Below are 23,868 nucleotides of genomic sequence, written 5' to 3'. Positions count from 1 at the left end.
CGCAAAACCGCTGCGCACTTTTGCGCGACATGCATTGGAGAAACTGCTGGAAAGCCAGCGCCAAGAGGCCTGCATGTTCGGAAATCCGGACATGCTGCACTGCCGAAGGTTCAGGAAGTCGAACGCGCCCGATCGGCAACGCCGAGCCGCGTCATCTTTTCCCAAAGGGTCGTTCGCGAGATCGCCAGCAACCCGGCTGCTTTTGCGATCTGACCGCCGGTTTCGTCCAGCGCCCGCTCTATCTGCCGCCGCTCCGCGGCGTCGCGAACATCGGCCAGCGGCGCGAATGCAGCACTTGCGGGCTTCGTCGTCCGCTCCGGGAACAGGTCGCCGGGCATGATCCATTCACTGGTCGACAACGCCACCGCCCGCTCGACGCGGTTTCTGAGCTCGCGCACATTTCCGGGCCAGGGATAGGCGAGAGCAGCCTCCTCGGCCAGCGCGCTAAACCCCCGGATCCGGGCATCGGATCGGGTCGCTGCGTTTTCAAGGAACCTGTCGAGCAGCCAGGTGATGTCCTCATGCCGCTCGCGTAGCGGTGGAATCGTCACCGGCAGGACCGCGAGTCGAAAATAAAGATCTTCGCGGAAGCTCGACCGCCCATCGCGTTGGCCGAGGTCGCGATGCGTGGCGGAGACGACCCGTGCACCAAACGTGCAGGGCGTCTCGCCGCCGACGCGATTGAAACTGCCAGCCTCGATCAGCCTGAGCAGTTTTGCCTGAAGCGGCATTGGCATGTCACCGATCTCGTCGAGGAACAACGTGCCTTTTCCGGCCCGTTCGGCGTATCCGAGATGCCGCTGCTGCGCCCCGGTAAACGCGCCTTTTTCGTGGCCGAAAATCTCGCTTTCCAGCAGTTCGGCCGGGATCGCCGCACAGTTCACGGCGATGAACGGCTCCAGGCGCCGCGGTGAGACCTCATGCAGCAGCCGGGCCGCGACTTCTTTCCCGCATCCGGTCTCGCCGGTGATCAGCACCGGAAGATCGTGGCCCGCATAACGACGCAGCAGGTCTTCGGCATGCTGGATGGCCGGGGACTCGCCGAGGAAATAGCCCTTGAGACGAAGCTGGCTATGCGTTGTCCGCCGCGCGGCATCGATTCTGCGCAGGAATTCATCCATCGCGAACGGCTTGGTCATGAAATCGACGGCACCGGATCGCATCAACCGGACAGCCTGGTCAATCTCGCCATGGCCGGTCACGAAGACAAAGGGCGGCGAATTCGGCAGGTTGGCAAGCTCGCTGAAAACCACTTCGCCGGAAATATCCGGGAGACGGACGTCACAAATCACCAGGTCGAGGCAACCGCAGAGGCCTTCAATTCCGGAGATGGCATCTCGCCCTGACTGCCACCAATTCACCTGCCAGCCCTCGAGCTCGAGGCGCTGGACGATCGACCCGCCCATGACGGGATCGTCCTCGACGAGGCCTATCCGGGCGCGCTCAGGCGGCATGGGCTTTGGTGTCCTCCCTGTCGAAGGGAATTGTCAGCGTGACCGCCGTCCCTCCGCCTCTTTTGGCTGCGATACTGGCACGTCCGCCGAGATCGTCAACCACGCGGCGGACCATCCAGAGGCCGAGGCCACGCCCCGCGCGTACCGCCGGACCGGCCGATGAGAATCCCTGCGATGTCGGCCGGCATTCCGCAGCCCTGGTCGCCGATCTCGATGTGCAACCGGTCTTTTGCGCTGATCGCCGTCAGCGAAACCGTCCCGTCTTCCGGAGTGACCGCGCTGGCATTGAGGAGGAGATTGAGGACTGCCTGACGGACCGGACCGCCTCGGACGGGCAATTCCCGCGCACCGTTCCATGCGACGTTCCAATCCAGCCACTGCCGCTTGCGGCGCAATTCCGGCTTCAGCAACAGGCGGACATCGTCCAGATCGGCAGCCGTCATCGGGCGCTGCGATCGCTCTGGCCGATACGTCGCAAGCGCGGCCTCGACCACGTCGCGAATGCCGGCAAGGCCACGCTCGATCAGGCTGATCGATGTGTCGCGAACACCGGGGGTTTCGCCATGGGTCTTCAACGTATCCAATGCGTTGAACAAGCCGCCAAGCGGATTGTTGATCTCGTGCGCCATGCCGGAAGCGAGACGCCCGAGGCTCGACAGTTTCTCTTCCTCGGCGAGTTGCATGGCGAGGTTCGCGCGCTCACGCTCGGCATGGACAAGGGCGTTGTAGCCGCCGAACAGGCCGGCGACTTCGGAGTCCCCGGACGGGATTTCCCGGGACGAGATCGGCTCGGCCGCGCCATGCGCTGCAGCGCGCATGTGATCCTCCAGCACCCGCATCGGCCCGATCATCTGCCTCACCAGCACGAAGCCGCCCAGCGCGAACAACGCCGCAAGGACGCCATTGGTAATGAGCAGGGTGACCAGGATCTCACGCCGCTCGGCAAAGAGATGCGAAACACCGAATGTGGCGTGGATGGTGCCGATCGGCTGGCCCTGATAGACGAGATCGCGGTGGGCGAACCCGGTCAATCTGGCCTCGTCGATGGTGACGACATCCGGCCCATAGCGATTGCGGTAATCGGCCGACAATTCGGAATAGGTCGCGATCCGGTTCGGATCGCTCGCTGCGAGCACCTTGCCGTCTGCGCCGGTCACCACGGTTTCGATCGGAGCGAGCGATTTATACGACGCCGAGGACCTGTCGAGCGCGTCGAACACCTCCCAGACGTCGGCCCGCAACACGGCCGGCACGACCGCTGACGAAAGCCCGTCCAGATAGGTCTCGGCAAGACCGTTGAGGAAGCTCTCCTGTGTCCGCGACAGCCGGCTGAGCACGCGCTCGGAAATGGCCGCACTGATGACCACCATCAGCAAGGCGACAAGGACCGGCACGCGGTAGGAGACGGGAATCGATCGGAAACGCCAAAACAGTTTCATCCGAACTGCCTCACGGTTTCCACCTTGGCCGCAATCGCGTCGAAGTGCGACGGACCGGTTGCCACGAACCCGTCCAGACGAAGCAGGGCAAGGACCTTGCGACCCTCGGCATCGTCCTGCATGGAAATCAAGGCCTGCTGCAACGCCCTGACGCGTCGATCGTTGGCGACGGACTTCGGCGACGCTATTGGCGGAAAGCCCAGCCATTCCGACTTGCGCACGATCCTGGTCTGCTTCACCAGGTCCGGCTCGGTCTCGCGCATGACCTCGTAGACATAGCCGTCGACGCTGCCCGACTGAGCGAGGCCGGAGGCGACGGCCCTGATGACGTTTCGGTGGCCATAGGTGAAAAAGCTGCGCGCGAAAAAGCTGCCGGGAAGCTGGCGGTTCTCCGCAAGCAGCGCCCGCGTCACCAGAAAACCCGAATTCGAATCAGGATCCGAGAACGCATGGACGTCGCCTTTCAGTCCGGCCCAGTCATCCGCTTTACGGTCGGCCGAAGCGATCAGGTACGACTGGTAGAGCGGCTTGCCGTGCCAGACCGGCGCTGCGACAAGGTCGAGATCGGCCTTGAACTGCACGTAGGGATAGCCGCAGATCCATGCCGACTGGATCTGGCCGGAAACCAGCAGCGCGGTGATTTCCTGATAGGTGCGGCGCGTGACGAGCTCGATCCGGCCACCGATCCTGGCGCTGAGATAGCTGCGCAGATGGCCAAGCAGTTCGAGATCGTTCGAGAGAAAGACCGGCGTCAGGCCGAATTTGAAACTCTCTTCTTCGGCGCCAAGCGCAACGGGGGCGAAGACCGCACCCGACACGGCGGCCGCAATCAGATCACGCCGTGTGATCGGAACGCCGTCGGTGGCCCTGTGCGGGTTGCCTAGGTTCCTCAAGAAGTGCCTCCCGACCGGAGCGACAGCGCGCCCGGTCGAGCCGATCATATCCGAAAATGTAGAAGTCCAGGAACTGCAAAAAAACGGAGCCGGATCTTGGAGCGAGCCGACGCATCGGTGCAGAACCTTTGATGGCGGAGCGAGGCGCCCCCTCTGTCCTGCCGGACATCTCCCCCACTTGGGGGGAGATTGGCCGTCATTGCGGCTTTCGCCAATGCCGACGTTGATGGACAGGCGCTTTCAGCGAAGCTGCTGATCTCCCCCCAAGTGGGGGAGATGTCCGGCAGGACAGAGGGGGGCGCGAAGGATCGCTGCTGTTTTCATTCTGCGCGGCTGCATTCGTGCGCTGAGAAATACGATGACAGTGCACCAGTTTTTCTTTCCGCCTGCCGGGCTCCCCATTTCATGGCTTTTCCGGTTTGCTCGGCACCTGGCCCGGAAGTGCTTCGCTGTCCACCGGCCGCCCAGGTGCCGACATCGGCGATGCTTACTGCAAGTCGATGCTATGCGCTCAATCTACACGCCGCCACAGCCGGGCAAACATGGAAAAAGTGCACTGTCACCGTAGTCCCTCCCTTCGTCATGCCAGGGCGGAGCAAGCAGCGAAGCGACGCGGCGCAGACCCTGGCGTCCATGCCGTGACATCGGAGCGTCACTACGGTGCAGAACGTTTGACAGCGGAGCGAGGCGCCCCCCTCTGTCCTGCCGGACATCTCCCCCACTTGGGGGGAGATTGCCAGCTTCGCTGACAGCGCCTGTTCATCAACGTTGGATATTGGCGAAAGCCGCAAAGACGGCCAGGCTGAATGCCGACCCGTCTAATGCATCGGGCGATCTATTCAGCTGTGGCGGATTTCCGTTCCCAGCACCTTCAGGCACTCGCGGATGAACGCGGCAAGTGCGGTCCAGCCCTTTGCCGAGACCATCGTCCCGTCGACATAGGCCTCGGTCGGCGACAGGTCGATATAGGTTCCGCCGGCCAGCGTCACTTCCGGCTCGCAGGCAGCCAGCGCACCGACCTTCTTGCCACGCACGACGCCGTCGACCGCGATCAGTATCTGGACGCCATGACAGATCGTGAAGATCGGCTTCTGGTTTTCGTGGAAATGGCGAACCATCGCCTGCACACGCTTGTCGGTGCGGATGTACTCGGGGCCACGGCCGCCGGCGCAATAGACGGCATGATACTGGTCGAGCTGTCTTTCCGCCTCCGAAAAGGTCTTGTTCAGCAACGCGTAGTGGCCGGGTTTTTCGGTGTAGGTCTGGTCACCCTCGAAATCGTGAAGCGACGTCTTGATCAGGTCGCCAGCGTTCTTGTCAGGACAGACGACATGGACGATGTGGCCGACCGCCTCCATCGCCTGCTGATAGACGAAAATCTCGTATTCCTCGGTGAACTCACCGGTCAACATCAGTATTTTCTTGCCTGGCATGGTCGGTTCCTCGTTTTGGAATGGAAGTCGGGCGGGCGTTGCACTCGCCGGCGGCGCGGGTCTCAATCGAAGGCCGGCAACAAACGATCACGGGAATGCTCGATATGACGGCGCATCGCCTGTTCCGCCGCCGCGGGATCGGAGGCGGCGAAGGCGGCCAGGATGGCCTGATGCTCGTCGAGCGCTTCCTCGGTGACGCGCGAATGGAACATCAGGCGGAAGATATGGAAGTGCGTATGCTGGAACGCGAGCGTCTCGCGCACCAGTTCATTGTTGGCAAATTCCATGATCCGGTCGTGGAAAATGGCATCCTGCCGCGCAAAATTGGAGTAACGCAGGCGTTCATCCTTGCCTTCGCGGCGCGCCATGCCGCCTGCGGATTCCTCAAGCACCGCAAGTTTCGTCTCATCCATCAATGCGGCTGCTTTGGCAGCCGCATGCGGCTCGAGCAGCAGGCGAAGCTCATAGAGTTCGTCAAATCTGCGCCTGGTTATCTGCGGCGCGGCGCGGTAGCCGATCAAATGTGTCCTCAGCACAAGGCCTTCGCCTTCGAGGCGGCCAAGCGCTTCACGGATCGGCGTGTGGGATACGTCGAGTTCCTTGACCAGGCTGTCGACGGTGATCCGTGAGCCAGGCGCGATCTTCAGCGCCATGAGTTGCGCGAAGATCGCTTCATAGACGTCCTCCACCAGGCTGGTGGATCGCTGGATGCGCCCGCTGGCGGGGTCGACTTCTCGGGCATTGCTTGCGTTCGTGACCTGCATCTTTGCCTCTTGACAGGATCACTGGCTAACACGATGCTTCGCTCAATACAATCCTATATCCTATACGATTTGATAGAGGATACCTTGGGAGCTCGGCGAGCTTCCGCCTTTCCACCATCATTGAGGGACGCAAGACCATGAGCCTTTTCGCTGCAACAAGGCTGCCGCGTGAAATCCTCTTCGGCAAGGGTCAGCGCCATGTCATTGCAACCGTTGCGGCCAGGCTTGGCCGTCGCGCTCTCGTCTGTACGGACGAGCGCTTTGCCGCAACTGTCGCCTTCGCCGAGATCATCGCGGCGCTCGAGGGCGCATCGATCGCTGTGCTGGTGCACGACCGTGTGCAGCCCGATGTGCCGCGCGACACGGTTGCCGTCTGCGTCGAGGAGGCGCGGGAGTTTGCGCCCGACATGGTGATCGGCATCGGCGGCGGCAGTTGTCTCGACATGGCCAAATGCGCCGCGCTGCTCATCAGCCACGGCGGCCTGCTCCAGGACTACTACGGCGAGTTCAAGGTGCCCGGTCCGATGCTGCCGCTGATCGCGGTGCCAACGACAGCCGGCACCGGCTCGGAAGTGACCCCTGTCGCCGTGATCTCCGATCCGGATCGCACCATGAAGGTAGGCATCTCCAGCCCGCATCTGATCGCGGCAGCCGCCATCTGCGACCCGGAACTGACGATGACATGTCCCCCGGGGCTGACGGCGATCGCCGGCGCAGACGCGCTGACCCATGCGGTCGAGGCTTTTACCGCCGCCAGGCGCGGCACCGACCCCGGCCTGCCGCAACAGCATGTCTTCATCGGCAAGAGCGCGCTGACCGATCATTTTGCGCTGCTCGCGATCAAGCTGCTTGGCCGCAGTCTCGAGAAGGCCTGCCGCGCCCCGACCGACGAGGACGCTCGCGCCGATGTGATGATGGGCGCGCTTGCAGCCGGCTGTGCGTTCGGGACGGCCGGAACGGCGGCGGCGCACGCGGTGCAATATCCGGTCGGCGCCCTTACCCACACCGCTCACGGGCTGGGTGTCGCCACCATGCTGCCGTATGTCATGAAGTACAACCGGGCCGCCGCGGCCGCCGAGATGACCGAGATCGGCCTTGCCCTTGGTCTCGACGGCAGGGACCGGAGCACCGCTGAGATGGCCGACACGACGATCGACGAGATCGGCCGGCTGTTTGCAGCGATCGGGATCACGCCTACGCTGGCCAGGCTTGGGCTTCCCGCCGACAGGCTCGATTGGACGGCCGAACAGGCGCTCGGCATCGACCGTCTCATCAAGAACAATCCGCGTCCATTCGATCTGGCGGCCATGCGGGGCCTGATCCAGGCCGCCTATGATGGCGACCTCGCCGCCTGTGTCATGTGAGCAACCGAGGAGCAGGCCATGAACATATCTCATCAGATGCTGGAGGACGAGCAGGACACTGCCGGCTTCCATAGATTCTCCCACGGCTTGTATATTGGCGGCCAATGGCGGCAATCCGCCGACGCCAGGGAAATCCAGGTCGTCGACCCTTCCACGGAAGCGGTGATCGCCGCGGTTCCCGATGCGACGATCGAAGATGCCGCGGCGGCCGTCGAGGCTGCGGCCAAGGCCGCCGATGGCTGGCGCACGATGGCGCCCCGCAAGCGTTCCGAAATCCTCAGGCGTTGCTTCGAGCTGATGACGCAGCGTTGCGAGACGCTGGCCACGCTGATCTCGCTGGAAAACGGCAAGGCGCTGCGGGACGCGCGTGGCGAGATCGCCTATGCCGCGGAATTCTTTCGCTGGAATGCCGAGGAAGCGGTTCGCATCTCCGGCGAATTCGGGATGGCGCCTTCCGGCACCAACCGCATCGTCGTCGACTACGAGCCGATCGGCATCTGCGTCCTTGTCACACCCTGGAATTTTCCTGCCGCCATGGCGACGCGCAAGATCGCGCCCGCCCTGGCTGCCGGGTGCACGGTGATTTTGAAGCCGGCCAGCGAGACCCCGCTCACCGCCTACGCGCTCGCCGCCCTCTACGAAGAAGCGGGTGTCCCACCGGGGGTTGTCAACGTTCTGACAACCTCCAATCCCGGCCCGGTGACGGCGGCGATGCTGGCCGATCCGCGGGTGCGCAAACTCTCCTTCACCGGCTCGACTTCTGTCGGGCGCGTTCTGCTGGCCGAGGCCGCAAAGTATGTGGTTTCGTGTTCGATGGAGCTTGGCGGCAACGCGCCATTCCTTGTGTTCGATGACGCGGACCTCGACGCGGCGGTCGATGGGGCGATGGTGGCGAAGATGCGCAACGCCGGCGAGGCCTGCACGGCCGCAAACCGCATCTATGTCCAGTCCGGCGTTTACGATGCGTTTTGCGAAAGCCTCGCCAGGCGGATGTCGGCACTCACGATCGGCGCTGGCACGGACGCGGCCACGGAGTGCGGGCCGATGATCACCAGGAAGGCCGTCGACAAGATCGACCGTCTGGTCAACGATGCCGTCGCCCGTGGCGCGCGGGTGCTGTGCGGAGGCAAGGCAGGCTCGGGAACGGGATACTATTATCCGCCGACCGTGCTCTGCGACGTCCCGGCCGAGGCGGAGATGGCGCACGAGGAAATTTTTGGGCCGGTGGCGCCGATCTCGAGCTTCGAAACGGAAGCCGAAATCATCGCGCGTGCCAACAACACCGAATACGGTCTTGCCGCCTACATCTACACGCGCGATCTTGCGCGTGGAATGCGGGTGGCATCCAGGATCGAGGCCGGAATGGTCGCTCTCAACCGCGGCTTGATGTCCGATCCGGCAGCACCGTTCGGCGGGGTCAAGCAGAGCGGCCTCGGCCGCGAGGGCGGCCAGCATCACGGCATTGCCGAGTTCATGGAGGCGAAATACCTCGCCATCAGCATCTGAGCGGAGGAAGAGTGCAAAACGATCCGTTCCGCATCCGCGACCATGTCGCCGATTTTGACAAAATCGTCCAGGACATCGTTCACCGCAGCGAGGCCGTCCGCGCAACCATCCCGATGACAGCGGACATTGCCTATGGGCCGGATCAGACCGAAACCATCGACCTGTTCTTTCCCCCGGGCAAAACAAGCGGCCTGCCGGTGCACATGTTTATCCATGGCGGCTACTGGAGGATGTTCTCCAAGCGCGACTACTCATACGTCGCGGCGACGATTACCCAGGCCGGTGCGATTGCCGCCATCGTCGACTATGCTCTGATGCCCAAGGTCAGGATGGCGACGATCGTCGACCAGGTGCGCCGCGCCAAGCGGTGGGTTCTGGCCCATATCGCCGACTATGGCGGAGACCCGGCAAACCTGACCGTCAGCGGTCATTCGGCCGGGGCACATCTTTCAACGTTCCTGTTCAACAGCGAGCATACCCCTCCAATGTGCGGGCAGCCCTTCTGCTCGGCGGGCTCTACGATTTGAAACCGCTCCAAAATTCCTTTCTCGCCAACGAGATTGCAATCACCGATGAGGAAGTCGCCAGGTTTACACCGCTTGCCCATCGGCATGATCCTCAAACCAGGGCGATGGTTCTGGTCGGAGCCAACGAGACGCCGCCTTTCCATCAGCAGGCAGATCGATTCAAGGAGCACCTGCTGCAGCAGGGTTCGCCGGTAACGTCGCTTGTTCTCGCCAACCGCAACCACATGGACAGTGTCAGAGATCTCGGCATGCCCCGGAGCCAGGCGGGGGATTGCCTGACGAAACTGATTGCCAACGACGATCGTTGATCCAGCAGACATGCCGGCCATCATCCATCGCGGCTTACCGCAAGGGCGTCTGCAGCACGCCTCAGCGAGGAAAAAGAACCTCGCCCATGCCAAGCACCGCGTTGTCGCCGCCATATTTCTGCGGCGCGTTGCCCAGCAGCGGCCGTTTCAAAATACCCTCGGCGATCAGATGGCGATCGATGATGGCGGCGAAGACGCTCTCCGGCGCGCCGCATTCGACAAAACTCGGCGACAGGCTTTTCGGCGCGCGATCGAGCAGGATCGAACCGCGACGCATCAGATAGCCGGGCATCTCGCCGGTGCCGCCGGCCACCACCAGCGTGCCGGCGATCATGCGGCTGCCGGCATTGTCGCCTGCGCCTTTCAGCACCGCGACCAGGCCACGCCGCATCCGGTCGGCGGCAAAAGCGCCGGCTTTGCCCCTGACGATCAGCACGCCGCCATTCATGCCGGCCAGTTCCCCGGCGAGCGGCGCACCAAGGTGATCGCCGGCGTTGCCGGTTATTTCAAGCCTGCCGCCGCGCATGCCGGAGCCGGCATGCGGGCCTGCATTGCCTTCGATGGTGAGCGTGCCGCCGCGCATGGCGCGCCCGGCCTGGGCGCCGGCATTGCCGACGACGCGAACCGAACCGCCCCGCATGCCTTCCGCGACGCGGTCGAGGCGCGCGCTGCCGCCTTCGAAGACGATGTCCAGCAGGTTGTTGCCGGCGACGCGAAAGATATCGCCGACCTTCGATCCATGCTTCGACATGCCGATCCGAATCTTTTCGAAATCGCGCCTTTCGATCCCGGCAAGCCGCTCCGCCGTCAGCGGCGACAGGTCAAGGCGCTCGGGCGGCTCGGCGACAAGGGTGAAGGTCAGCGCTTTCACGGCAGCATATCCTTCAGCGAATAGATGAACTTGCCGAGCTTGCCGCCGTAATTGCCGGCGCTGATGCGAACCGCGCCTCGCTTCGGCCCGAGCTCGATGACGGCCTTGATGCCGGCCTTCATCGCCGCGACAACGGCATCGTTGGTCTCGCCGTCGATGACGATTTCCAGGACGGCGTTGATGTCGGCGCCGAGCTCACTCCTGACGACACCGCGCAGTGTCGGCGCGTAGGCTTCGTTGGCCGAGGCGATCATGCCCTTGTATTTACCGCCGATCTTGGAACCCGAACGGGCGATGCCGCCCGGAAACGGCACGATCGCGCCCGGCACCAGGCCGATCGCGGCAACCGCGACCTCGGCGGCGAGCAAGGCCCTGGCGCTGGTTTCAGCCATGACGAAGAAATTGCCGCCGCCGACGGCAGCCTTGGTCAGCCCGGTCGTTGCTTCGCACAGGAATTCGCCGTCCATGACCGGAACGCGCCAAAAATGCCTGCCGCCGATTTTCTTGGAGATCTGCCAGCCGTCGCCGAAATAACGCAGCGCCGAACCGAGCTTCAACGCGGCGCTGCCCTCCAGTCCGGCGAAGCAGGCGGAACCCGGCGAGGTCAAGACGCACTGGCCGACGCGATTGAGCAGTTGTTTCTGCAGCTCGTCTGTTCCCATCGCAAAAATCATCACCCGGCAGCCGGGCCGGCCATCCGGTGTCGCCGATGGCGGCAGTTCGACATCGATTGCCGCTTCGCAGCCGCAGCCGATCACCGAGGTGGCGAAGCCGGTCATCGTGATCGCCGCCTGGCGCGCCCATTTCCGGTTCGGCGCGGTGATGATGATGGCGGTCGCGCGCATGCCGAAGGCCTCGGCAAAGGTATCGTCGATCACTATGCCATTTACGCTCACGTTCGGCATGCCACCTCGCCGAATGGCTGTTCGCGCGCGACCGCCGAATCCGGGAAATCGAACCAGTCCAGCGACAGGCCGTAGCGCTGCTGGTGATAATCCTCCAGGCGCCGCAGCATCGCCTTGTCCGGCGACGGATTGAGCCTGAGCGCCTTGCCCCAGCGGTAGTGGGTGATCTCTCCGTCCTGCACGACGAGATCGCCGTCCTTGAAGACATACGCCGCCTGCCCCAGCATTTTCGCGATGTTTTGGTCCCTGCGGTAGACAGCGATGTCGGCTGTCGCGCCGGCGCCGAGATGGCCGCGGTCCGTCAGCCCGAGCAGCCTGGCAGGGGCCGCGCGCGTCATGATGGCGATTTCCTCGAAATTGTATTCGCGGTCGATCGCCGCCAGGGTGGAGAGCGCCATGGCGGAAGGTGAAAGTCCGGCGATCATTTCGGTGCGCGCTTCCCGGCTCATCAGCAACTCGAACAGGGCCGGATAGGCGGTAAAGGGCGCGCCGTTGGGATGATCGGTGGTGAAGAAGACACGCCACGGATCGTCGATCAGGAGAAAAAGCTCAAGCCCGATCGCCCACTGCATCGTGCCATAGAAATCCTTGCCATAGCGGTAGGGCACGATGCCGCCGCCATTGCCGTCGCCGTCATGAATGACGGATTTCTTCGGCTGCGCACTGCCACGCGCCGAAAACTGCCGCATGACGTCGGAGGATATGGTGACTGTCTGGCCGAACATCACCTGGCCGATATCGATGGTGACTTCCGGCGTCGCGTTGACCAGTTCGGCAAGGCGCGCCGCGGCCGAGGAAAACCTGCGCTTGCCTTCCGTGCCGTAGCCATAGAACTGGAGATGGGCGAGGTGCAGCGGCAATCCTTCCGCCGCCGCGATCGTCGCGGCCGCCGTGTCCGCCGATCCGGGGCTGCCCAGATTGTTGCAATGGACATGCAGCGGATGCGGGACGCCGAGACTGGCGACGGCGGCCTGCAGCGTCTTGACGATCTTGCGCGAGCTGACGCCATAGGAAGGCACCACGTCGTCCAGCGAGAAGGTGCGGACGTTTTCCTTGAAGGCGGCTGCCGCGCCGGCATTGATCACCTTGACCCCAAGCGCCCGCGTCGAGGCGACCGTCCAGGCGACATAGTCCTCGATCATTTGCGAGGAGGCGTCGTCGCGGATCATCGACAGCAGGAAATCGTCGTTGCCGAGAATGGCGAGCGTCGCCTTGTCGATGATCGGGATGTCGGCCAGTTCGAGATGGGTGTGAAGCGCGGCTCCCGGCGACATCGCCGGCTCGACCACCGTGGTGAAACCCATCTTGGCGTAGAGGCAGCCGGTCTGGAAAGTCGACCAGCCGGCATTGGAGAGCGGCGTCGTCGCCGGCCGCGCCTGGTGCGCGGCGTGCTGCTCCGGCAACAGCAGCCGTGCCGTATTCACGTTGCCGCCGCCGATGTGGGAATGGATGTCGATGGCGCCCGCCATGACGATGCAGCCGTCAGCGTCGATGGTCCGGTCGGCAGCGCCACCCGCCGGCGCCGCAACGATCTTGTCGTCGCTGATCCACAGGTCGCCCTTGCCGAGACGGCTGTTGACCGGATCGATGATGTCGCCGCCAGCGATTTTCGTCAGCATGGCAACGCCGCCTCGGCGGAGACATGACTGGCAACCAACCGGATAACGGTCGCAGCGGAGGGCAGTTCGGACGCCGCGCGCGCGTCGACCGACCGCAGCGATCCGGTGCGGCTGGAATAGACCACCGCCTGATGATCGACGCCCGCTTCGCCGATGGCGATGGTGACCGCAGCACCCGCGACCGGCTCATGCGTTTTCGCCAGGGCGATCAGCGCCATGCGGTTCCTTTTCTTCTTCGGCTGGACAATCGAGGAGGAGATCCGCAGGTGCAGGTCGGCTTCGCCGGCAGCGATCATGCGAGCGACATCGTAACGCCAGGGATCGAACTCCGGGAAGCCGCGCGCAAAGCCGGTGCGCAGCGGAAAACCGGTCATCCAGGTCGAGGCGAGCGCGCCTCCCCATCCGTTCTCGCTCGCCGGCAGATGCAGGCCGGATGCGCGTGATTTGCGGTTGAGATCCGTGATCAGCCCTTGCAGCATCTCCAGCGCCAGCCCGTCGGTTGCGTCGCCTGAAAACAGGAAGACGGGAAAATGCGCAGCCTCCAGGGCTTTGGCGAAATCGTCGAAATTCGACACAGGCTGCGATGTCTGGCGCCCCCTCCACTGCGCCCTCAGTGCCGCCAGCGTCGCGCCGAGGCCTGCCTCGCCGCAGGACAGCAGCGTCGCCGCCCGCCCGTTGCTCAACCGCGGCGCAGACGTTTCGTTCGACCCGACCAGAAAGATCTCGCGCTGATTCTTGGCCGAGAGATCGGGGGCCGAGAGATCGGGAACCGTCTCGGCAAGCTCGCCGACAAATTGATGATGGATCTGCGGGAGTTCGCCGACGATCACCACGACATCGGCGCGCCGGCGCGTCTCGCCGGGCGCGACGGTCATCGCGCCTTTGTCGGTAAAAAGCGCGGCCTCCCGGGAAACCGCCGCGCCATCGGCATGATCATATGCCGCGCCAACCCGCTCAGCCAGCGCGATCGCCGCCCTGGTGCCGTGTATATCCGTATCCAGGCTGAAAACCGGGCACCGGCTTGACCCCAACAGCGCGGCGGCATGTGCGGCCGCGCGCTCGACCAGCGTTTCCCGGTTGCCGATCCAAGCAACCGCCATTCACTACGCTACTTTCTGGTGCCGGCCCGATCCTAGACGAAACTGGATCGGCCGTGAACCCCGCCTGTCAGAGACTGTTTCGAAATTCGCTCTGGTGAGTCATATGGTGGCGGTTTCGAGAACCGGAGCGCAGCGGACATTTGGGTCCGTGAGCACCGGAAGCGCAGAAAACGCCATCAGATGGCCGCCAGAGTAGAGTTTCCAAACAGTCTCTCAGCAGATTAGCGAATGTTTTTATACGCCATCAACAAATTCCGACCGCGCTTAATCATATTTGATGTAAGCGAAGCGCTGATCGGTCGGCGGAGTGCCTTCCAGCGCGCCGCCTTCCCGGGCCGGCTGCCACTGGACGACATCCTCGATCTTTTTGGCCAGCTCGAAGTCTTTGTCGGTGATGCCCTTGGCTGCATGGTTCATCAGGCGCACCTCGACCCAGGCATAGGACGCGGTGATGTCGGGGTGGTGCCATGCCGCCTCGGCGAGATGGCCGACCGTGTTGATGACCATCAGTGTCGATTTCCAGCTGTGGGTCTTGTATTTGCGCCGGATCCAGCCGTTCTCGTAATACCATTTCGGCAGTTCCTTCTCGAGCCGGTCGGCAATCTCGGCTTCCGAATAGACCTTTTCCCTCGGCGTCTAGTTCATCTCGACCTCCGCGAATTGCCCGGTCCGTTCTCGCGCCGAGCCAAAAGAAGATAAAACGAATGCACTCTCTGCGGCTTGCCCCTTGGACGAAAACAGCTATCATGGCGACGGGCACCTAAACTTCCATGATGCGTCTATGATGCACCCATCGGGGGGTAGATGTCGAATTCTGTTACCATACAAGTGCCCGCCCGCCTGCATCTTGGCTTCCTCGATCTCAATGGCGATACCGGGCGTCGCTTTGGCAGCGTCGGGCTGCCGCTGAGCGAACCCGAAACAACAGTCACCCTGTCGCGGTCCAGCGAGACCATCGTCGAAGGTGCCGAGAGCCGGCGCGCCGGCGAACATCTGGCGACGCTCTGCAGCCATCTCGGCATTCGCGGTCAGCACCGTCTGGTGGTCGAACAGTCGATCCCGAGCCATGCCGGCCTGGGCTCCGGCACGCAGATCGCCCTTGCCGTCGCCGCGGCGCTGCGCACGCTCCACAAACTGCCTCTCGATATCGGCAGCGATGCGACCCTGCTCGATCGCGGCGGACGATCCGGCATCGGCATCGCCAGCTTCGAAAGCGGTGGCGTCATTGTCGACGCCGGCAAGGACGACAGCGGCAGGCCGCCGCCGGTCGTGGCGCGACTGCCGTTCCCGGAAGAGTGGCGCGTCATCCTGATCCTCGACCATGGCGGGCATGGACTGCATGGCGATGCCGAGATCGCGGCGTTTCGTTCGCTGCCGCCCTTCCCGGCATCCGGTAGCGGTGAGATCTGCCGGCGGGTGCTGATGGGCATCATGCCGGCTCTTGTCGAGCACGACCTGCCAGCCTTCGGCGCCGCCGTCGCCGCGATCCAGATGCTGATCGGCACCCATTTCGCCCCGGCGCAAGGCGGCGTGTTCACCTCCAGGCGGGTCGAGAGCGTTGCCCACGCTCTCAACGAAGCAGGCGCCGTCGGCATCGGCCAGAGTTCGTGGGGGCCGACAGGGTTTGCCTTCGCCTCATCGCAAGACGCTGCAGTCGGCTTCGTCAGTGCGGTTCAGCAGGCAGTTGAAGACGGCGTCGAGATCAGGATCGTCAAGGGCAGGAATTCCGGCGCGAAGATCAGTTCGACCAGACTTGATCTCGTCGGCAGCTGACGGCTGGCCAACACGATCAGGTTCAAGAAGAAAGGCGAGAAATGGCCCGCAAACACATCCTGCACATGCTGACGCCGTTGAAGCATATGAGCCCTTTCGACGTGAATATGGCTCTCGATGCAGGCTTCGACGCCGTCGTCCCCTATGTCGATGTAAGCGTGGGAGAGGTGACAGGCCTCGTGCAGGACGCGATCTTCTCGCGCCCGCCCGATGCGGGCGTCGATACCGGCATTTTTATCGCCGGCAAGGATGCCTCGCTGGCGCTCGACATGTTCGACGCAGCGCGAAAGGCGATGGTGCCGCCTTTCCAGGTTTCGGTATTCGCCGATCCGGCCGGCTCGTTCACCACGGCCGCGGCAATGGTGGCCAAGGTCGAAAAAGCGCTGGAGAAGAAATTCGAGCGCGGCCTGAAAGACACCAGGATCGCTGTTTTCGGCGCCACCGGCGTCGTCGGCTTCTGCACCGCCGTCATCGCAGCCAGGGAAGGCGCGGGGGTGACGCTGGTCGGCCATGACGGCATCGAAAGGGTCAAGCAGATGGCGGCCGAGATCAAAAGCCGGTTCAACATCGCCGTCGATGCGGCCGACGGATCGAGCGACGCCCGCAAGACGAAGCTGGTAGAGGCGAGCGAGGTGATCCTGGCGTGCGCCAAGGCCGGCGTCCAGGTGGTCTCGAAAGCCCAGTTGAAAGGCGACGGCCTGCTCATTGCCGCCGACGTCAATGCGGTCCCGCCGGCCGGCATCGAAGGCGTGGCCGTCAATGCCAATGGCGATCCGCTCGAAGCGGCAAAAGCTGTCGGCATTGGTCCGCTCGCCATCGGCAACGTGAAATACAAGGTCGAATTCGGCCTCTTCAAAAGAATGATCGAATCCGAAAAAACCATCACGCTCGATTTCCAGGAAGCATTTTCCCTTGCACGCGAGATTGCCAAATAACGCCGGATCTGTGCTGATCGCGGCGATTTCAGGCCGGGCGCTGGCTGCCGCTGCGCGCCGCGCCGGCTATCGTCCGCTGGTCGCCGATTTCTTTTGCGATACCGACACGGTCGCGCTTGCCGAGCGCGCGACGATGCTGCCGGGCGACCTGCAAGGCGGCATTGACGGCCTGCGCATCATCGAGACGCTTCGGCAACTGGCCGGAGACGACCAGCCGGTCGCCATTGTCCTGGGCTCGGGCTTCGAGCGGATGACGGAGACCGTCGACGAGATCGCGCGCCATTTTCCGCTCGCCGGCAACAGCGGCGCCGCGATCCGCAGGATCAAGGACCCGCAATTGCTGGCTGCCGATTGCGCCGAACTCGGCATTCCGCATCCGGAATTCCGATGGGACCCGCCGCCCGATCCGGAGAACTGGGTGGTCAAGACCGCAGGCGGCGCCGGCGGCGCGCATATCAGACGGGCCGCTGGAGAAACCCCGATATTACAGTGTCAGGCTCCTGGCGGCCGCTATTTTCAGCGTTTCGTTGCCGGTCGCAGCATCTCGGCCCTGTTCGTCGGCGACGGCCAAAGCGCTGACATCGTCGGCTTCAGCCAACAATGGGCGTCGCCTGCCCCGGCAGCGCCCTATCGTTATGGCGGCGCCGTGCGGTTGAGGCGCTTCGATCGCAGACGGGCGGCGACGATCCGCGGCTGGCTTTCAGGTCTGGCGCGTCGCGCCGGCCTGGTTGGATTGTGCAGCGCCGATCTCATTCGCGGGCCGGATGGCTACAAGCTCATCGAGATCAATCCGCGGCCCGGCGCCACGCTCGACATTTTCGACGATGCCGACGCGCCACTGATCGAAGCGCATCTGCGCGCCGCGGCGGGCAAGAAATACCGCCTGCCGCGCTTCGTCGATTCGATGGCGTCGATGGTGACCTATGCGGCGGCGCCGATCGCCCGCTTTCCATCGATTGCCTGGCCTGAATGGACTGCCGACCATCAGTCGCCCGGCACCCGGCTGATCGCCGGCGATCCGGTCTGCACCATCTTCGCGCGCGGTCCGAGCGCCGATCTGACCAGGCGGCTGGTCAAGGGACAAGCCAGCCGATTGCAACACCAATGGGAAGGAGACCGGACATGAAAGACGGTTCGGCATTCCTCAACGACAATGCGCAGCGCATCATCGACGGCATGATCGGCGACGCCGAACGCCTGCGTATCGGCATTTCCACCGGGCCTTTGGGCGAGCGCCTGATCGACGCCGGCGCCAAGGCCGCCGGCGGCGTCGAGGCCGGGCTGCGCATGGCGGAAGCCGCGATGGGCGGCCTCGGCAGCATTTCGGTGTGCATGGACCGTGCGTCGCCAAAATGGCCGTTCACCATCGAAGTGCGGTCGTCGCAGCCGGTGCTTGCCTGCCTGGGCAGCCAGTATGCGGGCTGGAACCTGTCGAGCCAGGATTATTTTGCCATGGGATCGGGACCGGCGCGGGCGCTCGCCCGCGTCGAACCGCTGTTCGAAACACTCTCCTATCGCGACACCGCGTCATCCGCCGTGCTGATCCTGGAGACCGCCAAACCGCCGCCCCAGGCGATCGTCGAGAAGGTCGGCAGGGCAACGGGATTGCCAACCGAAAAGCTCACCTTCCTCTATGCGCCGACACAAAGCCTGGCGGGCGGCGTGCAGATCGTTGCGCGCGCGCTCGAGGTCGCCCTGCACAAGACCAACGATCTCAAATTTCCGCTGGACAACGTTGTCGACGGCATCGGCACGGCGCCTATCCCCGCCCCGCATCCGGATTTCCTGACCGCCATGGGCAGAACCAACGACGCCATCATCTATGGCGGCAGCGTCCAGCTGTTCGTAAAAGGCTCGGCGAAAGACGCCAGCGAGCTCGCGGAGCGGTTGCCGAGCCACGCCTCGCGCGACCACGGTCACCCCTTCGCCGAGATCTTCAAGCGGTTCAAGGGAGATTTCTATGCCATCGATCCGCTGCTGTTCAGCCCGGCCGAAGTGATCGTCACGGCGATCGAGACCGGCGATACGTTCCGCGCCGGCGAGCGTGATCTGCAGATGCTCGAACGGAGCCTCGGCTAGGCCATGGCGCTGCAATGGATTGGTCTGTCATCCGCCTGCCTGGGCATTCGTTCCGGCTTTCCGTATACCGGTATCCAAGGCGTGACATGATCCCTCGCATCCTGATCGTCAGCGACGTCTCGGACGCCCGCTCCAAGGGCCTGGCGGCAAGGCTGGAGCGGCGCGGCGCCGTGGTCGCAACCGTGCCGCTGGCGGCGATCGCGTTCGACACCGGCAGCCCGAGCGGACTGTCGATCCCCGGTTTCGACGACGCGCTGCCCGACGCCGTGCTGGTCCGTTCGATCGCCGCCGGATCGTTCGAAGCGGTCACCCGGCGTCTCGGCGTGCTGCACGCATTCGGCAAGCTTTCCATTCCGGTGTGGAATTCCGCGCAGGCGATAGAACGCTGCGTCGACAAGTCGATGACGACCTTCCTCCTGAAGAATGCCGGCGTGCCGACGCCGCCGACATTCGCGGTCGAGGGTCTTGCCATGGCCGAAGCGGTCGCCAGACGCGAACTGCCGTTCACGCCGCTGGTGCTAAAACCGCTTTTCGGCGCCCAGGGCCGCGGCATCCGGCTGATCGAAACACTGTCCGATCTCCCCGCCGAAGAAGAAGTGGACGGCGTCTACTATCTCCAGCATTACGTGACGCGCCCCGGCCCTCCTTTCCGCGATTTTCGCGTTTTCGTCTGCGCCGGCGAGGTTTTGGCGATGATGAGCCGCCGTGGCGACGACTGGATCACCAATGTCAATCGCGGGGCGGTGCCCGAGCAAGTCTCGGGGCAGGTTTCGGGGCATGGCGAAACCGAACTGGCGGCGCTGGCACGGGCCGCCGCCGCCGCTATCTCAGCGGATTTCGCCGGCGTCGATATCGTGCCGGCGGCAGACGGCAAGCTGTTGGTGCTGGAGGTCAACAGCATGCCCGCCTGGTCCGGGCTTCAATCGGTGGTCGCGGTCAACATCGCCGATGCGATTGCCGACGCCCTGCTGAAATTCCTGGCTGATCGCCCAGCTGATCACCCAGAGGCGGCGGCGGCGCGACCCTACCGCCTCACCGCGCCGGCGAATTCGTGACCGACGGCATGGCGCATTCGCGAGAACGCCTCCGGGCTGCCTACAAGGACGCCTGCCGGATGGAGATCGAGGCGCTGAAACCGGGCAACGTCCATCTGTTCGCCGACGGGCACGGCATGTCCGCCGCCCAGTTCATGACGAGCGCCGAGGTCTCGTCCGTCCCGCTGACCGATCCGCGCCTGCCGGTCGGACAGCGCATGCTGGAAGCGGTCCGAGCGACACGCCTGGCGGTCGCGACCAACACCAATCTCGGTATCATCCTTCTGGCAGGGCCTCTGCTGTGCGCCGCTGAAATGGCGGGCACCCAACTGCCCGACAATCGACTGCCTGACAATCGACTGCACGACAATCTCGACGCGGTGCTGCGCGCGATGAGCATCGACGATACCAGGGCGGTATTCGAGGCGATCGTCGCCGCCGCGCCGGGCGGCCTCGGAGAGGCGGCGAACGATGTGCGGCAGGAGCCGAAGGTTCATCTGCTCGAAGCCATGCGGGAGGCGGCCGACCGCGACATGATCGCCCGCCAGTATGTTACCGGTTTCGGCGACGTGTTCGGCGTCGGGCTTGCGGCTCTGCAAGCGGCCTTGGCACGCGGCGAAGGCGGCATGTGGCCGACGGTGTTCGCCTATATGGCGTTTCTCGCCCGCTTCCCGGACAGTCATGTGGTGCGCAACCATGGCGCTGAAGTCGCAAATCAGGCGCGTCAAGAAGCCCTTGCCGTTGAAGCGGCGTTGCATGCCAGCGACGACGAGACGTCACGCATTGGTCTGCTCATGGAACTCGACCGCCGGCTGAAAGCGAACAACGTCAACCCCGGCACGTCGGCCGACCTGACCGTGGCTACTCTTTTAGTCCACACCCTCGGCGTTCAGCTTGCATAATCGCAACGTTGGTGGTTGACTTTCAGGAGCGGAAGCTGGGCTTCCGCGGCTATCCAGCCAACCGGTCCGGATCTCCGGGCGCTGCCAACAAGGATAGCTGTCCATCGAGCGCTCGCTCGGTTTGCGGCGTCTTTGGACACCATAACTGTGTCTTGGAGGAAAATTGGCATGGCAAAGATCTCGAAAGTAATGGTCGGTGAATCGCTGGTAGGAGACGGCAACGAAGTGGCGCATGTCGACCTGCTCATCGGCCCACGGGGGAGCGCAGTCGAAACAGCATTTTGCAACGCGCTGACCAACAACAAGGACGGCTTTACCTCCCTTTTGGCGGTGATCGCGCCCAATCTTCAGTGCAAGCCCAACACCGTGATGTTCAACAAGGTCACGATCAAGGGCGCCAAGCAGGCGGTGCAGATGTTCGGCCCGGCCCAGCATGCAGTCGCAAAGGCCGTGCAGGACAGCGTCGCCGATGGGACCATTCCTGCCAATGAGGCGGACGACCTGTTCATCTGCGTCGGCGTTTTCATCCATTGGGACGCCGCCGACGACGCGAAGATCCAGAAGTACAATTACGAAGCGACGAAGGAAGCCATCCAACGCGCCGTTGCAGGAACGCCGACGGCCGCCGAAGCCACGGATAAGCGGGACCAAGTGAAGCATCCGTTCGCGGCTTAGACAAGAGACAGCCCCGCACAGGCAAAACCCTCCGCGGAGCCGGATGGTCTGTTGCGCCGCCTGAAAAAGCTTCTGGGCCTTTAGAGCACCGGACAAAGAGCCTGCCCTCGGGCCTGACCCGAGGGTGGACCGGTTTTGGGAAATCCGATGCTCCAGCAAAGAGATAGAGCGGCGAGACGATCGACTTGACGGCCCGCCGCTCTACAAGGCCCAGTTTCCGAGGCCGAAGTTCGAGGCGAAGTCAGGTGCCAAGCGTTGCGAGGTGTCCCGGCGTGAGCGTGCCGTCATGCAGCGAGGTCGCAACCAGCGCCGCGGCGATACCGAGCGATGAAAGGGCGCGAATGTCGGCCTCGTTGCGCACCCCGCCGGCCGCGATGACGGAGCGGCTTCCAGCCTTCGCCTTGATCGCCTCGAGCCGCGTGAAATCGGGACCGGAGCCGGAACCGACCTTGGCCAATGTCATGACGATCACCTTTTGCGGCCAAAGCGCCGGCTCGTCGAGAAATGCTGCCGGACCGCGAAACCCGTCGTCGAAGAAATCCAGCGACAGGATAAGATCCGGATGATCGCAAAAACGCCGCAACAGCGCGTCGTCCTGCTGCGATTCGGATCCCAGCACCGGGTAAAGCCAGGGTTCGGCAAGTGCTGCCGAAAGGGTTTTCTCGTCGGCGATGCCGGCGTCGACCCAAAGCTCCGGCGGCTCCGCCATCGCCTTCAGCCGGGCAAGCGCGCCACTGTTTGGCGTTCCACCTTCGATGGCATCGAGATCGGCAATATAGAAGGTCGGAAAAGGGTAAAGCTGGCGCAGGCCCTCAGTGACCGCAACGACATCGGAAGTTTGGCTGAGCGGCGTGACGATCGGCCTGTAGCGATCGCGTTTTCCTTGCTGGGCGCGCACCACTTCGCCGCCTTTCAGGTCGAGAACCGGAATGATACGCAACGTTCTTTTTCTCGCTGACCAACAGCCCCTGACCAACTCTAATGAAAGCTTGAAGCGTGGAAAAAAGAAAGAGCATCGTTGCCGGCTTCGATATTGGCGGCGCCCATCTGAAGGTGACGCGTGCGCAAGACGGCCGCATCGTCGAGGCTGTAACGATCGCGACGCCGCTTTGGCTAGGGCTCCATACCCTGACCTCGGCATTCGAGGAAACCGCGCCGATCTATGCCGGCGCCGATCTCAACGCATTCACCATGACCGGCGAACTGGCGGACGTCTTTCCTTCCCGCGCCGCCGGCGCCGCGGCCCTGCTGGATGAGATTTCAGCGCGGGTCCCAGGCGAAAAGCTGATTTATGCCGGACCGTCCGGATTTGTCGGGGTCGAGCAGGCAGCGCGGCTGAGCGCCGATGTCGCCTCCGCCAACTGGCATGCGACAGCGTCATTGGTGGCGAAGCTTGCCGGCGATGCCCTGTTCGTCGACATGGGCTCGACCACCACCGACATTATCGCCACTAGAAATGGCGCCGTCGCCAATGACGGCTACACCGATGCCGGACGGCTTCTGAGCGGCGAACTGGTCTATACCGGCTTCACCAGGACGTTCCTGTTCGGTGTCGCCTCGTCGGCTCCCGTCCGCGGCAGGCTGACACCGCTGATGAACGAGTATTTCGCCTCGATCGCCGACGCGCACCGGATCCTGGGGGTTCTCGACGAAAAGGACGACAGGCACGCTTCCTCCGACGGCAAGGAAAAGACCGTCGATGGCTCGATCGCGCGGCTGGCGCGCATGATCGGGCGCGACGCCACCGAGCTGACCCTGCCGGAATGGCATGAAATCGCGCGCTGGTTCAGCGAACAGCAATTGCGCAAGATCCACGACGCAGCGTCCCTGGTTGCCGGGTCCCTTGCCCGGGATGCGCCGATCGTCGGCGCCGGGACCGGCCGCTGGCAGATCAGGCGGCTGGCCGAACGCATGCAACGCCGCTTCGTCGATTTCGCCGAGATCATCCCCGCAGATGACGCCGTTCGCGGCGAAGCCAGCAGCGTGGCGCCCGCGTCAGCGGTGGCGCTGCTGGCGGGATCTCAATCGTAGGTGCTCTATCATGGCCATCCGATCAATCGGGGAGATGAGATATTTCCCCCGGCTCGAAAGATCCCGACCCGTACCAGCGCAGGTCGCAACAGGGTGGAAGGTTCGCGTTCGGCACCCGCTCGTTGCGCCAATACCAGTCAGCCAGATGCATACTCGCGGATGACCGCAATTGGGCCGATGAACGAACCCGCTGCGCGGGATGGGCGCGTGGGGTGAGGTAGAGATCACGAACCGGACGTCGCGCTCGCATTGAGGG

General features: G+C 63.7%; 23 protein-coding genes and 1 pseudogene. 12 read left to right on the top strand and 12 right to left on the bottom strand.

Annotated features, from left to right (window positions below; all coding sequences use genetic code 11):
* Positions 1-110: 110 nt before the first annotated feature.
* From AC0L2B_RS04720 to AC0L2B_RS04695, 6 genes are all read right to left on the bottom strand, one after another.
* On the bottom strand, positions 111-1,454 hold the full coding sequence (locus AC0L2B_RS04720) for a sigma-54-dependent transcriptional regulator (RefSeq protein WP_473744410.1): 1,344 nt from the start codon (positions 1,452-1,454) through the stop codon (positions 111-113).
* A complete protein-coding gene (locus tag AC0L2B_RS04715; RefSeq protein WP_473744409.1) occupies positions 1,444-1,569 on the bottom strand; it encodes an ATP-binding protein in 126 nt (41 codons plus the stop codon). The genes AC0L2B_RS04720 and AC0L2B_RS04715 overlap by 11 nt, the downstream gene beginning before the upstream one ends.
* Positions 1,550-2,893: a sensor histidine kinase gene (locus AC0L2B_RS04710; protein WP_473744408.1), complete on the bottom strand. Its 1,344-nt coding sequence runs from the start codon at positions 2,891-2,893 to the stop codon at positions 1,550-1,552. Before AC0L2B_RS04710 ends, AC0L2B_RS04715 begins: the two co-directional genes overlap by 20 nt.
* A complete protein-coding gene (locus tag AC0L2B_RS04705; RefSeq protein WP_473744407.1) occupies positions 2,890-3,786 on the bottom strand; it encodes a substrate-binding domain-containing protein in 897 nt (298 codons plus the stop codon). Before AC0L2B_RS04705 ends, AC0L2B_RS04710 begins: the two co-directional genes overlap by 4 nt.
* An 839-nt stretch (positions 3,787-4,625) precedes the next feature.
* A complete protein-coding gene (locus AC0L2B_RS04700) occupies positions 4,626-5,219 on the bottom strand; it encodes a DJ-1/PfpI family protein (RefSeq protein ID WP_473744406.1) in 594 nt (197 codons plus the stop codon).
* A gap of 62 nt (positions 5,220-5,281) precedes the next feature.
* A complete protein-coding gene (locus AC0L2B_RS04695; RefSeq protein WP_473744405.1) occupies positions 5,282-5,983 on the bottom strand; it encodes a GntR family transcriptional regulator in 702 nt (233 codons plus the stop codon).
* A 137-nt stretch (positions 5,984-6,120) separates the two neighbouring features.
* On the opposite strand from AC0L2B_RS04695, the gene AC0L2B_RS04690 reads away from it, so the two are divergent.
* The 4 genes from AC0L2B_RS04690 to AC0L2B_RS04675 are packed head-to-tail and all read left to right on the top strand — an operon-like array spanning position 6,121 to position 9,688.
* A complete protein-coding gene (locus AC0L2B_RS04690) occupies positions 6,121-7,347 on the top strand; it encodes an iron-containing alcohol dehydrogenase (RefSeq protein WP_473744404.1) in 1,227 nt (408 codons plus the stop codon).
* Positions 7,348-7,365: 18 nt separating this feature from the next.
* A complete protein-coding gene (locus AC0L2B_RS04685; RefSeq protein ID WP_473744403.1) occupies positions 7,366-8,853 on the top strand; it encodes an NAD-dependent succinate-semialdehyde dehydrogenase in 1,488 nt (495 codons plus the stop codon).
* Positions 8,854-8,864: 11 nt separating this feature from the next.
* Positions 8,865-9,380 (top strand): alpha/beta hydrolase, encoded by a 516-nt coding sequence (locus AC0L2B_RS04680; protein WP_473744402.1) that lies wholly within the window; start codon positions 8,865-8,867, stop codon positions 9,378-9,380.
* Positions 9,377-9,688 carry a hypothetical protein gene (locus tag AC0L2B_RS04675; protein ID WP_473744401.1) on the top strand — a complete coding sequence of 104 codons (312 nt, stop codon included), beginning with the start codon at positions 9,377-9,379 and terminating at the stop codon, positions 9,686-9,688. The genes AC0L2B_RS04680 and AC0L2B_RS04675 overlap by 4 nt, the downstream gene beginning before the upstream one ends.
* Before the next feature lie 61 nt (positions 9,689-9,749).
* Here the strand turns inward: AC0L2B_RS04675 and AC0L2B_RS04670 are convergent, their stop codons facing one another.
* From AC0L2B_RS04670 to AC0L2B_RS04650, 5 genes and pseudogenes are all read right to left on the bottom strand, one after another.
* The gene (locus AC0L2B_RS04670; RefSeq protein WP_473744400.1) at positions 9,750-10,559 is read right to left on the bottom strand and encodes a formylmethanofuran dehydrogenase subunit C; all 810 of its coding nucleotides are present in this window, start codon (positions 10,557-10,559) and stop codon (positions 9,750-9,752) included.
* Entirely contained in the window at positions 10,556-11,464 is a 909-nt protein-coding gene (gene fhcD, locus AC0L2B_RS04665) for a formylmethanofuran--tetrahydromethanopterin N-formyltransferase (RefSeq protein ID WP_473744399.1), read from the bottom strand. The genes AC0L2B_RS04670 and fhcD overlap by 4 nt, the downstream gene beginning before the upstream one ends.
* Positions 11,452-13,083 (bottom strand): formylmethanofuran dehydrogenase subunit A, encoded by a 1,632-nt coding sequence (locus tag AC0L2B_RS04660; RefSeq protein WP_473744398.1) that lies wholly within the window; start codon positions 13,081-13,083, stop codon positions 11,452-11,454. Before AC0L2B_RS04660 ends, fhcD begins: the two co-directional genes overlap by 13 nt.
* Positions 13,077-14,183 (bottom strand): tungsten formylmethanofuran dehydrogenase, encoded by a 1,107-nt coding sequence (locus tag AC0L2B_RS04655; RefSeq protein WP_473744397.1) that lies wholly within the window; start codon positions 14,181-14,183, stop codon positions 13,077-13,079. The genes AC0L2B_RS04660 and AC0L2B_RS04655 overlap by 7 nt, the downstream gene beginning before the upstream one ends.
* Before the next feature lie 264 nt (positions 14,184-14,447).
* Positions 14,448-14,810, bottom strand: a pseudogene (locus tag AC0L2B_RS04650) (4a-hydroxytetrahydrobiopterin dehydratase); the annotation flags it as partial.
* A 177-nt stretch (positions 14,811-14,987) separates the two neighbouring features.
* On the opposite strand from AC0L2B_RS04650, the gene AC0L2B_RS04645 reads away from it, so the two are divergent.
* The 7 genes from AC0L2B_RS04645 to fae all read left to right on the top strand — a co-directional run bounded on the left by AC0L2B_RS04645 (position 14,988) and on the right by fae (position 21,581).
* Positions 14,988-15,956: a beta-ribofuranosylaminobenzene 5'-phosphate synthase family protein gene (locus tag AC0L2B_RS04645; RefSeq protein ID WP_473744396.1), complete on the top strand. Its 969-nt coding sequence runs from the start codon at positions 14,988-14,990 to the stop codon at positions 15,954-15,956.
* Between the two features lie 41 nt (positions 15,957-15,997).
* Positions 15,998-16,891, top strand: a complete 894-nt coding sequence (locus tag AC0L2B_RS04640) for an NAD(P)-dependent methylenetetrahydromethanopterin dehydrogenase (RefSeq protein WP_473744395.1) — start codon at positions 15,998-16,000, stop codon at positions 16,889-16,891.
* Entirely contained in the window at positions 16,881-18,017 is a 1,137-nt protein-coding gene (locus tag AC0L2B_RS04635) for an ATP-grasp domain-containing protein (RefSeq protein WP_473744394.1), read from the top strand. The genes AC0L2B_RS04640 and AC0L2B_RS04635 overlap by 11 nt, the downstream gene beginning before the upstream one ends.
* The gene (gene mch, locus AC0L2B_RS04630) at positions 18,014-18,970 is read left to right on the top strand and encodes a methenyltetrahydromethanopterin cyclohydrolase (RefSeq protein WP_473744393.1); all 957 of its coding nucleotides are present in this window, start codon (positions 18,014-18,016) and stop codon (positions 18,968-18,970) included. The genes AC0L2B_RS04635 and mch overlap by 4 nt, the downstream gene beginning before the upstream one ends.
* Positions 18,971-19,056: 86 nt before the next feature.
* Entirely contained in the window at positions 19,057-20,025 is a 969-nt protein-coding gene (locus tag AC0L2B_RS04625) for an ATP-grasp domain-containing protein (protein WP_473744392.1), read from the top strand.
* Positions 20,022-20,906: a triphosphoribosyl-dephospho-CoA synthase gene (locus AC0L2B_RS04620; RefSeq protein ID WP_473744391.1), complete on the top strand. Its 885-nt coding sequence runs from the start codon at positions 20,022-20,024 to the stop codon at positions 20,904-20,906. The genes AC0L2B_RS04625 and AC0L2B_RS04620 overlap by 4 nt, the downstream gene beginning before the upstream one ends.
* Positions 20,907-21,074: 168 nt before the next feature.
* Entirely contained in the window at positions 21,075-21,581 is a 507-nt protein-coding gene (gene fae, locus AC0L2B_RS04615) for a formaldehyde-activating enzyme (protein ID WP_023797737.1), read from the top strand.
* Between the two features lie 241 nt (positions 21,582-21,822).
* Here the strand turns inward: fae and AC0L2B_RS04610 are convergent, their stop codons facing one another.
* Positions 21,823-22,521, bottom strand: a complete 699-nt coding sequence (locus AC0L2B_RS04610) for a HisA/HisF-related TIM barrel protein (protein ID WP_473744390.1) — start codon at positions 22,519-22,521, stop codon at positions 21,823-21,825.
* Between the two features lie 56 nt (positions 22,522-22,577).
* On the opposite strand from AC0L2B_RS04610, the gene AC0L2B_RS04605 reads away from it, so the two are divergent.
* Positions 22,578-23,612, top strand: a complete 1,035-nt coding sequence (locus AC0L2B_RS04605; RefSeq protein ID WP_473744389.1) for a hydantoinase/oxoprolinase family protein — start codon at positions 22,578-22,580, stop codon at positions 23,610-23,612.
* Positions 23,613-23,868 lie beyond the last annotated feature (256 nt).

Source organism: Mesorhizobium sp. WSM4815 (assembly GCF_055811575.1).
Note: the sequence above shows the minus strand (reverse complement) of the source record. Positions and strands in the feature narration are given on the sequence as shown.

Bases quoted from the DNA above. Each gene is read 5' to 3' on its own strand.
- AC0L2B_RS04695 (WP_473744405.1), bottom strand. From the start codon at position 5,983: ATGCAGGTCACGAACGCAAGCAATGCCCGAGAAGTCGACCCCGCCAGC.
- AC0L2B_RS04625 (WP_473744392.1), top strand. From the start codon at position 19,057: ATGATCCCTCGCATCCTGATCGTCAGCGACGTCTCGGACGCCCGCTCC.
- AC0L2B_RS04700 (WP_473744406.1), bottom strand. From the start codon at position 5,219: ATGCCAGGCAAGAAAATACTGATGTTGACCGGTGAGTTCACCGAGGAA.
- AC0L2B_RS04645 (WP_473744396.1), top strand. From the start codon at position 14,988: ATGTCGAATTCTGTTACCATACAAGTGCCCGCCCGCCTGCATCTTGGC.
- AC0L2B_RS04655 (WP_473744397.1), bottom strand. From the start codon at position 14,183: ATGGCGGTTGCTTGGATCGGCAACCGGGAAACGCTGGTCGAGCGCGCG.
- AC0L2B_RS04720 (WP_473744410.1), bottom strand. From the start codon at position 1,454: ATGCCGCCTGAGCGCGCCCGGATAGGCCTCGTCGAGGACGATCCCGTC.
- fhcD (WP_473744399.1), bottom strand. From the start codon at position 11,464: ATGCCGAACGTGAGCGTAAATGGCATAGTGATCGACGATACCTTTGCC.
- AC0L2B_RS04685 (WP_473744403.1), top strand. From the start codon at position 7,366: ATGAACATATCTCATCAGATGCTGGAGGACGAGCAGGACACTGCCGGC.
- mch (WP_473744393.1), top strand. From the start codon at position 18,014: ATGAAAGACGGTTCGGCATTCCTCAACGACAATGCGCAGCGCATCATC.
- AC0L2B_RS04710 (WP_473744408.1), bottom strand. From the start codon at position 2,893: ATGAAACTGTTTTGGCGTTTCCGATCGATTCCCGTCTCCTACCGCGTG.
- AC0L2B_RS04660 (WP_473744398.1), bottom strand. From the start codon at position 13,083: ATGCTGACGAAAATCGCTGGCGGCGACATCATCGATCCGGTCAACAGC.
- fae (WP_023797737.1), top strand. From the start codon at position 21,075: ATGGCAAAGATCTCGAAAGTAATGGTCGGTGAATCGCTGGTAGGAGAC.
- AC0L2B_RS04640 (WP_473744395.1), top strand. From the start codon at position 15,998: ATGGCCCGCAAACACATCCTGCACATGCTGACGCCGTTGAAGCATATG.
- AC0L2B_RS04715 (WP_473744409.1), bottom strand. From the start codon at position 1,569: ATGGTCCGCCGCGTGGTTGACGATCTCGGCGGACGTGCCAGTATCGCA.
- AC0L2B_RS04690 (WP_473744404.1), top strand. From the start codon at position 6,121: ATGAGCCTTTTCGCTGCAACAAGGCTGCCGCGTGAAATCCTCTTCGGC.